The sequence below is a fragment of the Ectobacillus soli genome (assembly GCF_042610425.1).
Lineage (GTDB): Bacteria > Bacillota > Bacilli > Bacillales > Bacillaceae_G > Ectobacillus.
Window position 1 is genome coordinate 1 of the sequence record NZ_JBGJZM010000012.1, and the last position, 977, is coordinate 977.

At 37.8% G+C, this 977-nt stretch carries 1 rRNA gene; it reads left to right on the top strand.

The features are described from left to right. Positions 1-114: 114 nt before the first annotated feature. Positions 115-230: ribosomal RNA gene (gene rrf, locus ACAN53_RS18055) — 5S ribosomal RNA — on the top strand. Positions 231-977 lie beyond the last annotated feature (747 nt).

Consider the following 977-nt stretch of genomic DNA (forward strand, 5'->3'; position numbering starts at 1 on the left):
GAAGCATGGTGACATGTGGAGCTGACGAATACTAATCGATCGAGGGCTTATCCAAAAAGTTTTTGTTCTTTACACTTTGTTACCTAGTTTTGAAGGAATTTGCCTTCATATAGGTCTAGTGATGATGGCAAAGAGGTCACACCCGTTCCCATACCGAACACGGAAGTTAAGCTCTTTTGCGCCGATGGTAGTTGGGACTTTGTCCCTGTGAGAGTAGGACGTCGCTAGGCAAANCACACCCGTTCCCATACCGAACACGGAAGTTAAGCTCTTTTGCGCCGATGGTAGTTGGGACTTTGTCCCTGTGAGAGTAGGACGTCGCTAGGCAAACAGCAAATCACTCATTTTTAATGAGTGATTTTTTTGTATGTCAAAAAATCGTGAGTAGAGGTTATTAGCAAGGGGAGTACAAGATTTTGCGAACGTGAGAAGGACCACTACAGTGCGATATCCTTCTTTTAGGGGAAGTCTCAAATACTGTTTTTTTTATTAATAATCTTGCCATGTTATCTACTCATTTCTGAACTGATAGATTTATTTAGTAGGTTAATCTGAGATGACTAGCACCTTCTTTAAGTGCTGGATCTTTTAACTTAAGGAAGTTTTATTTTTAATTCTTATCCTTAAAAGACGAGAAGACACCGATTCTCGAATGCGAGGCTAAGTGGTATGGAAAACAAGCAAATGAGTAATAATCTTGTTTAGTCAATTTGGCTCATATAGTGGCAATAAAGAAAGATAAGAATTAGCGATAAGATTTCTGACTGTTTGGAAGGATAGAAATTATCTATTGAAGTATTCTGTTCGATAGAACAGAGTTCGTAGGTGTTGATCATTTCAAAAATTGATTAGGAAATAATCACGGTTATTTCAAAGAAAGGGTTGCAAGTACTGAAATAACATGGTATATTGGAATACGTCGATTCGGGAGATATTAAAACCGGGTTGAAATAAATGATTGACATCATTTATAAGAA